This window comes from Mangrovicoccus sp. HB161399, from assembly GCF_013184745.1.
Classification (GTDB): Bacteria; Pseudomonadota; Alphaproteobacteria; order Rhodobacterales; family Rhodobacteraceae; genus Mangrovicoccus.
Genome location: NZ_JAATVU010000136.1, coordinates 1 through 7,698, shown reverse-complemented (window position 1 = coordinate 7,698; position 7,698 = coordinate 1). Strand labels below are relative to the sequence as shown.

Annotated in this window: 6 protein-coding genes and 1 pseudogene; 4 read left to right on the top strand and 3 right to left on the bottom strand. The window is 70.7% G+C overall.

What is annotated here, in order from left to right:
* The 3 genes and pseudogenes from HCC78_RS30770 to HCC78_RS30760 form a co-directional block, all read left to right on the top strand.
* Nucleotides 1-174: pseudogene (locus tag HCC78_RS30770) on the top strand (IS5/IS1182 family transposase); the annotation flags it as partial.
* Between the two features lie 789 nt (nucleotides 175-963).
* Nucleotides 964-1,512 carry a hypothetical protein gene (locus HCC78_RS30765; protein ID WP_172332558.1) on the top strand — a complete coding sequence of 183 codons (549 nt, stop codon included), beginning with the start codon at nucleotides 964-966 and terminating at the stop codon, nucleotides 1,510-1,512.
* Nucleotides 1,509-2,858: a GAF domain-containing protein gene (locus HCC78_RS30760; RefSeq protein WP_172332557.1), complete on the top strand. Its 1,350-nt coding sequence runs from the start codon at nucleotides 1,509-1,511 to the stop codon at nucleotides 2,856-2,858. The genes HCC78_RS30765 and HCC78_RS30760 overlap by 4 nt, the downstream gene beginning before the upstream one ends.
* A 1,000-nt stretch (nucleotides 2,859-3,858) precedes the next feature.
* Here the strand turns inward: HCC78_RS30760 and HCC78_RS30755 are convergent.
* Entirely contained in the window at nucleotides 3,859-4,305 is a 447-nt protein-coding gene (locus tag HCC78_RS30755; RefSeq protein WP_172332556.1) for an Lrp/AsnC family transcriptional regulator, read from the bottom strand.
* A 106-nt stretch (nucleotides 4,306-4,411) separates the two neighbouring features.
* Here HCC78_RS30755 and HCC78_RS30750 point away from each other — a divergent pair, with 106 nt between their 5' ends.
* A complete protein-coding gene (locus HCC78_RS30750) occupies nucleotides 4,412-5,011 on the top strand; it encodes a LysE family translocator (RefSeq protein ID WP_172332555.1) in 600 nt (199 codons plus the stop codon).
* 19 nt (nucleotides 5,012-5,030) lie between these two features.
* Here HCC78_RS30750 and HCC78_RS30745 read toward each other — a convergent pair whose 3' ends face one another.
* Both HCC78_RS30745 and HCC78_RS30740 read right to left on the bottom strand, forming a co-directional pair.
* Nucleotides 5,031-5,513 carry a hypothetical protein gene (locus HCC78_RS30745; protein ID WP_172332554.1) on the bottom strand — a complete coding sequence of 161 codons (483 nt, stop codon included), beginning with the start codon at nucleotides 5,511-5,513 and terminating at the stop codon, nucleotides 5,031-5,033.
* Between the two features lie 109 nt (nucleotides 5,514-5,622).
* On the bottom strand, nucleotides 5,623-6,885 hold the full coding sequence (locus HCC78_RS30740; protein WP_172332553.1) for an MFS transporter: 1,263 nt from the start codon (nucleotides 6,883-6,885) through the stop codon (nucleotides 5,623-5,625).
* Nucleotides 6,886-7,698: the final 813 nt, after the last annotated feature.

Below are 7,698 nucleotides of genomic sequence, written 5' to 3'. Positions count from 1 at the left end.
TGGCGCGCCGTCGACCGCGACTTCTACCGCTGGCGCAACCTGGCCGAACGCTGCTTCTCCAAGCTCAAGCGGTGCCGCCGGGTGGCAACGCGCCATGACAAGACCGCCCTGAGTTTCCTCGGGTTCATCGGCATCGCGTCCGTCCGCATCTGGCTCCGCGTTTTGTCAATTTGACCTAGGGGGCGGGGCGCGTTCCTGGTCATCGGCGGTCTTCCTGCCGTCCGCAGTTTCCGCCGCGAACCTCGGCGAGGCGGTCCGGTCCCGGTCGTTCCACCGTTCGAAGGCGTCCCGCCAGATGGCGTTTGGTCCGGAAGGGATCACGCGGCGGCGGCAATGGCCGCAGGGTGCCGTTTCGTTCAGCGCCGCCGTCCCGATGTCAGCTGCCGTCGCCTCGTCACTCGGACCGGTGGCATTGCCCGGCGACTGTCGCGCGACGTTCCGCCTTCCATGGTCGCACCCGGCCGGGGCGCCAGCTCGCCGTCCGTATACGATTCCGCGGTCCGATTCCCGCGCCTCCCTTGCGACATGCCGTCTCCGTCAGCCAACGCGCTGAGGGAAACATTGTCCGGAGGCGGTCCTATCGCGGGAAACGCGGCCTTTCGTTCCGGGGAATGGCCGCTCTTCACCCTGTGCGCCCGCCTGGCTGCACGGTTTCAGATGCATGCCCGGTGGTATCCGTCTTGACCGAAGGAAGCGGGGCGTTCCGCTGTCTCGTGCCATGGACATGTCCCGGTCGCCTTCTGGGCCTCCGGCGGACCCGGCCCGGATCAGGCCTCCGTGCTGCGCGGGTTGCGGCAGGAGGCTTGCGGCGGAGTACGGCTGCCGCCGGAGCGGCCGACCATGCGGCCACCGTGCCAACCTCCGCAGAAGCGCCGTTCCGAGGGTGATTGACTCCGTGCGGGTTCCGCCCCCTACTGCCCGGCGCGGCCGCTCCGGCCGAGATTTCCATCCGACGCATCTGAAATGACCGACGCCATTCCTCCCGCGCGCGCCGCCGACGAGATCGCCGCCTATCGGAGCGCCGCCGGCGCCTCCCGGTCGATCCTGTCCGAAGACATCCTCGGCTTCCTGCAGGCCGGGCAGACCGTCGCCGTCGCGGCCGGCAGCAGCACCGGCTATCCGGTCTGCGCCATCGGCATCGGCTGCACCTTCGCGCCGCAGCCTGCCGGAACGCTCGCGCGGGTCTTCCTGGCGCGCGGCGGCAATGGCGCGCTGCTCGAACTGGTGCGGAACGGCGCCTCGGTCGGCATGACGCTGACCGGGGTCGACCACCGCTCGATCCAGGTCAAGGCGCGCTCGGGAAGGGTGGTGGCGCCCGAGCCGCAGGACATTGCAGAGCTGCACCGGCAGATCGCGGCGCATCGCGACTGGCTGGAGATCGTCGGGTTCACCCGCGCCTTCGCGGAGACCCTGACCGTCTTCGCCGAGGAGGATGTCGCGGGGATCGAGTTCCTGCCCGAGCGCGTCTATGTCCAGACCCCGGGACCGGGCGCCGGGAGCCGCCTGGAATGACCGCGGAGATCGACATCGAGCGGCTCCGCCCGGCGATGGAGGGCGTGGTTGCGGCAGTGCTGGCCACCTGCGACGCGGAGGGCCAGGTCAATGTCTCGCTGATCTCGCAGGTGCATTACGTCGGCCCCGGCCGGATCGCGCTGAGCTACCAGTTCTTCAACAAGACCCGCCGCAACCTGATGGAGACGCGGCGCGCCTCGATCACCGTGGTGGATTGCGAGACCGCCGAGCGCTACCGCCTGTCGCTCGACTATCTCGAGACCCATACCGAGGGGCCGGTCTTCGAGGCGATGCGCGCCCGTCTGGCCGGAATCGCCTCGCATACCGGCATGGCCGGGGTGTTCCGGCTGCAGGGATCGGACATCTGCCGGGTGACGGCGATGGAACGCGTGCCCTGCGCCAGCCTGCCCCGTCCCGAGGACAGTCCCAACCGCCTGGCTGCGGCACGCCGGCTGGCGGAACGGCTGCGCGGCGCGGGGGATCTGGGCGCGCTGGTCGATGCCGCGATCGAAGGGCTGGGCGCCGAATTCGGAATCACCCATGCGATCTTCCTGGCGGCGGATGCCGGGGAAAAGCGGCTCTTCACGCTCGCCTCGCTTGGCTATGCCGAAGCGGGCATCGGCTCGGAAATCGCCTATGGCGAAGGGCTGGCCGGGGCGGCGGCGCAATCCGGCACGCCGGTCCGCATCACCATGATGACTGCCGAGTACCGCTATGGCGAGGCGGTGGCCGGCACGGCGCGCAGCCTCGGGCTCGACTGGGACCGGGAACGGACCATACCTTTTCCCGGGCTGGAAATGCCCGGGAGCCAGCTGGCCGTGCCGCTGCGCTTCGGCGAGCGGCTCTGCGGCGTGCTGCTGGTCGAAAGCCCCGAGATCCTGCGCTTCGGACATGAGGACGAGGACGCGCTGGCTCTGATCGGCGACCAGATCGGCGCGATGATGGCGGCGCTCGATGCCGAGCGCGCCGAAGCGGAACCAGCGGAACCTGCTGGGGGCGATTGTGCCGAGACCGTGCGAGTCCGGCATTTCGCGCGCGACGACAGTCTTTTCCTCGGCCATGACTACCTGATCAAGGGTGTCGCGGGGGCCATCCTGTGGCGGGTGCTTCAGGAGCACGCGGCCAGCGGCCGGATCGAGTTCACCACCCGCGAGCTGCGGCTCGACCCGTCGCTGCGCCTGCCCGGCAACGCGGAGAATTTCGACACCCGCCTGATCCTGCTGCGCCGCCGCCTGGACGAGCGCGACGCCCCGATCCGGCTTTCCCGGTCCGGGCGGGGCCGATTCCGGCTGGTGCTGGCCGCCCGCCCGGTGCTGGCCGAGGCCGACCCCGAAGGCGCGTTCTAGCAGCCCCGCGGAACGGCCCGGGGCCCGTGCGCCGTCCTGCTGCGGGTCATCCCGGCCGGGGCAGCAGCGCGGCCGGGACCCAACGGAGCCCGGCGCTGCGAGGCAAGTTGCCGAATTCGGCATGGCGCCGGGAAGGAATCCGTCCCGGCAAAAGGGTGCGCTTTGGGGAAGTCCTCCGTCCCGGCTGCCGCGAGGCTGGTCCCATCGGCTGCGTTGCCGGCCATGTCGCTGCGCCGTCCTGCCGCCCGTCGGGGCGATGGGCCGGACAGCAAGCAGTCCCCGCCAAGAGATCGGCGAAGGTGGCGCCGCAGGGCGCTTGCCGGGCCCTGCGCGGGCCGGATGACCGCCTGCCCGGCGTATCGGCAGTCGCGGCCACATCCCTGCGCGCCACCTTCGCCGATCTCTTGGCGGGGAACGCCATCCCGAACTGCTCCGTGCCTATTGGCGCTGCCGGAGAGCCCGTCGCCGCCGGCCGGACAAAGCCGCCATGACTGCCGGAAATCGCGGGGAATGCCCTTCCGGCGGCCCGAACCGGAGCAGATGCGGACCGCCTCGCTCCGGAAGTTCGGTCGAGCCCGCGCAGTCAGGTCCGCCGCGCGGGGCAATGCCGCCAAGCCGCTCAACCGACGATTCAGGCGCGGCTGATGACGGTCGGCCTGTCGCCGGCTGGATCGGTTTGGCGCAGCTGCTTGGAGAGGCGGCCTGGCAGAGAGGCCCGGGAGCCGGTTGCGGAGCCTCGTCGGCATATCGGCCGACCCGCGCTGGGGCAGCACTCGTGGAAGCCCGTAGTGCAGGGGAAGCGTCCATCCGGCGGACCTTCGGTCACGGAAGGCCGTGCGTCCGGCGCGGTTTCTGCGCGTCCCTGCCGCCGCCGCGGCGGAAGCCGTTGCATGGCTCGGACCCGCGCGCCCGAGCGGGCCGCCGGTCCGGCGGCGGGGGACATGCCGCAGCGCTCGCCGAGGCACCCTCCCGCCGGAGCGCCAACGGGCCGCCGGCAGGCTCAGGCGGCGCGGTCGTCCTTGGGCGAGCTCATGACGATGCAGGAGGTGAGGGCGTTGACATGGGACTGCGTGCCCAGCACCTCCGTGTGGAACCGCTTGTAATCCGCCATGTCGGCGCATTCCACGCGCAGCAGGTACTCGAAGGCGCCCGCGATGTTGTGGCATTCGGCAACCTCCGTGGCGACGGCCATTGCGCGCTCGAACCCTTCCTGGGCGGCCTTGGTGTGCGAGGATAGCCCGACCATGACATAGGCGGCGAAGCCGCGCCCCAGCCGCTCCGGATCGGTCACCGCCCGGTAGCCGCGGATCACGCCCGTCCGCTCCAGTTCCTGCACGCGCCGCAGGCAGGCCGAGGGCGACAGGCTGACCTGCTCGGCCAGGGCGACATTGCTGATCCGGCCATCGCGCCGAAGGACGCGCAATATCCTGCGGTCAATGTCGTCCATGCTGGCCTTTCATTGTCCACTTTTGAGAAAGGAAGCCACAGTCAGGCGATTAATTGCGGACGTCTCCGCATATCCTTGCGGGCATCCTGTCACAGAGGCATGCGCAATGACAACCGCCCTCCTGATCGCCCTCCTGGGCTTCGCCTTCATCTCGACCGTCACGCCCGGTCCGAACAACCTGATGCTGCTGGCCTCCGGCGCAAATTTCGGCTTCCGCCGCACCATTCCCCACATGCTGGGCATCACCGGCGGCATGGCGCTGATGGCGCTTCTCGTCGGGCTGGGCGTGATGGCGCTGTTCGAGGCCGTTCCCGCCCTGGCGGGCATGCTGAAGATCCTTTCCGCCGCCTACCTCCTGTGGCTCGCGGCGAAGATCGCCACCGCCGCCCCGCCCGAGGCGCGCAGCGCCGGCGGCCGTCCCATGACCCTGATCGCGGCGGCGGCGTTCCAATGGGTCAATCCCAAGGCCTGGGCGATCTGCCTGTCGGGCATGACGCTCTACGCGCCGGAGCGCACGCTGGTTTCGGTGGCTGCCGTCGCAGCGGCCTTCGCGCTGGTCGGCCTGCCGGCCATCTCGGTCTGGGCCTGGCTCGGGACGCTGCTGCGGCAGTGGCTGTCGGACCGGACCCGGCTGCGGAGCTTCAACGTCGCCATGGCGCTGCTGCTTGTGGCCTCGCTCTATCCGGTGCTCGGGCTGGGCGGCTGACCGCGGAAGCGGCGGCGGCTCAGGCCGGTCCCGCCGTGCCCTGCCGCGGGGCGGGCGCCAGCGCGGCGATCCCGCGGGCCAGCGCGGCGCCGCAGGGTCCTCCGGGCGGCAGCCGCGCCGCCACCCAGCCGGCCGCCTCGTCCATGTCGAGCGTGACGATCGTGCGGTCCTCGTCCCGGATGCCGGCGATTTCCGCGACGATGCCCATCATCCGCAGCATGCCGAAGCTGCCCTGGTCGCCTGCGACCATGGCCAGCGGGCCGATGCTCTTGCGGCCCGCCATCAGGCGGCGCTGCTTGATGTAGGCGCGGATGTCGTCGGTCTCGACATCGGCGAAGCTCACCGCGCGCGCGTCGAAGATTGCCGGGCTTTCAAGGGACGCGCCGGCCATCCCGCCGGAGGCGAGCCGCCGCGACAGATCGGCGATGTCGTTCATCGCGAAGGGCGGCAGGCAGCGGGCATAGAGCACGCCTGTTCCCTTTATCAGGTGCAGTCCGATCAAGCTGGGAGTCCGGTGCGGGGTCGCATGGACCGGAAGGTGCATGAAACCCCCACGCCATGCAACGTTCCTGCCGCCGGCGGCCCGCCGCGCCGGGCCGGGCAGGGTCGGATCATTCCCGCGCCTCTTCTTCGGGCTTTTCCTCCGCCTGGTCCGCCGCCCAGGCGCCTGCGGCCTCCACCGCCACCGGCGAGCTGGTCGGCAGAACGGCGAGGTAGCTTTCGGTCTCGTCCGCCGGGACCGGCGCGCGCTGGGTCATGCGGTAGAGCGCGTAGAGCGCGATCGCCGCGAAGGTGGCGCTGAGCACGATCCAGAAGGCGCCGGGGCCGGCATGCTGCATGGCCCAGCCGGTCACCAGCGGCCCGGCGATGGCGCCCAGCCCGAAGGTGAAGACCAGTCCGCCCGAGGCTGCGGGCATGTCCTCGGCGGCAAGCGAGTCATTGGTGAAGGCCAGGAACAGCGCATAGAGCGGCGTGGTCACCCCGCCCGCGAGGAAGGCCGCCGCCATCAGCGGCCAGAACCCGCCGGCCGTCCATCCGGCGGCGCAGGCCAGCCCGCCCAGGACAGCCGCCCAGAAGATCAGCTTGCGCCGGTCCATCCGGTCGGAGAGCCAGCCGATCGGGTATTGCAGCACCAGCGCCCCGGCGAACATCATCGCGACGAACAGCGCGATCTGCGCGGTGCCGAGGCCGATCTGCGTGCCGAACACCGCGCCCATGCCGGACTGGGTCGCATAGACCCCGCCCAGCAGGAAGATCCCCACCGTGCCCAGCGGAGAGCTGCGGAACAGGCCGCGCAGCGGCATCGGCCGCGCCAGTTCGACCGCCGGGACCGGCGTGGCCGACAGCAGGATCGGCGCGACCGATACCGAGACGAGGATCGAGGCGCCGATGAACAGCGCCGGAGTCGCCGCGTCGCCCAGCGTCAGCAGCCCCTGCGCGCCGATGATCCCCAGCGTCTGGGCGATCATGTAGGCCGAGAGGATCTTGCCCCTGGTCTCGTTGGTGGCGGCGTGGTTCAGCCAGCTCTCGGCCGTGACGTAGACGCCCGACATGCAGAAGCCGATGGCGAGCCGCAGGATCGTCCAGACCCAGGGCTCGGCGACCAGCGGGAAGGCGATCAGCCCGGCGGACATGAAGCTGCCGAGCGCGGCGAAGACCCGGACATGGCCCACCCGCCGGATCAGCAGCGGCGTGATGCGCGCGCCGGAGAGGAAGCCCATGAAATAGCCCGAGGTGATCACCGCGAGCTCGGCGGAAGAGAACCCCTCGATGCCGCCGCGCAGGCCGATCAGGGTGAAATGCATGCCGTTGCCGAGCATGATGAGCACGATCCCGACCAGCAGGACCCAGATACCGGAAAAGACGTTTCCCATGGCGCGTGATTCTGCCCCTTCGGCAAGCGGGATGACGCGCGAGCATGCCTGTTCCGGCTGCTGTAGCTGTCGCAGCGGCGACATGAATCGCCGTCTTTGCGACATGGCGCCATTGCGTCCCGGCCGAAGCGCTTTCCCGCCCCCGCCACAGCCCCTTGGCTCCGGCGGCTCTGGTCTCGCCGGGACTGCCGCTGCGCCGGGGCGCCGCTCCGGATTGCACAAAGCGTGACTGCGGCGGAGGCGGACAGGAGGGGGACCGCGGTCCGCGCGCCGCTTCCTTTGGCTCGAAAGATCCATCCGGACGCGGGCAGGGCGGGGGTGCCGGTGTTCTTTCACCTCCTGAAGTGCTTGCCAGTGCGGAGACTTGCATGGAGCATGGCAGGGAGCCGTCGCGCGGCGGCGCAGAAGATCGGCACGGCGGAGCCGGGCGGGATCGGGGGCGCGCCGAGTTCCGGCCGCAGGCGCCGCCCGTCCCCGCCAGGATACAGGCGTCGGCTCGGCCAGTGCTGGCCGGAACGCCGGTGGTGCGGACCAACCAATGGCGCTGGCAGAAGCCTGGAGCAGCCCCGGCCTCGTTGCATTGTTCTGGAATCGTCCTCCCCCGACGCTGTTTGCGGAACGGGATTCGTCTCGGCGGATCCTCGGCGGAGACAGGCATGCGCGGGACGGGCGGATCGCTGTCCGGCTCTGCCGGTCTCGGGACGCGTCCCGTTCCGGCATCCGCTGCGCCCGATCCGGCGGGTCGCCCAGCGAGCCATGGTGCCGCCACCGGGCCGAGGCCCAGGGCGGACGACCTGGCGGGCCCCGGCGGCG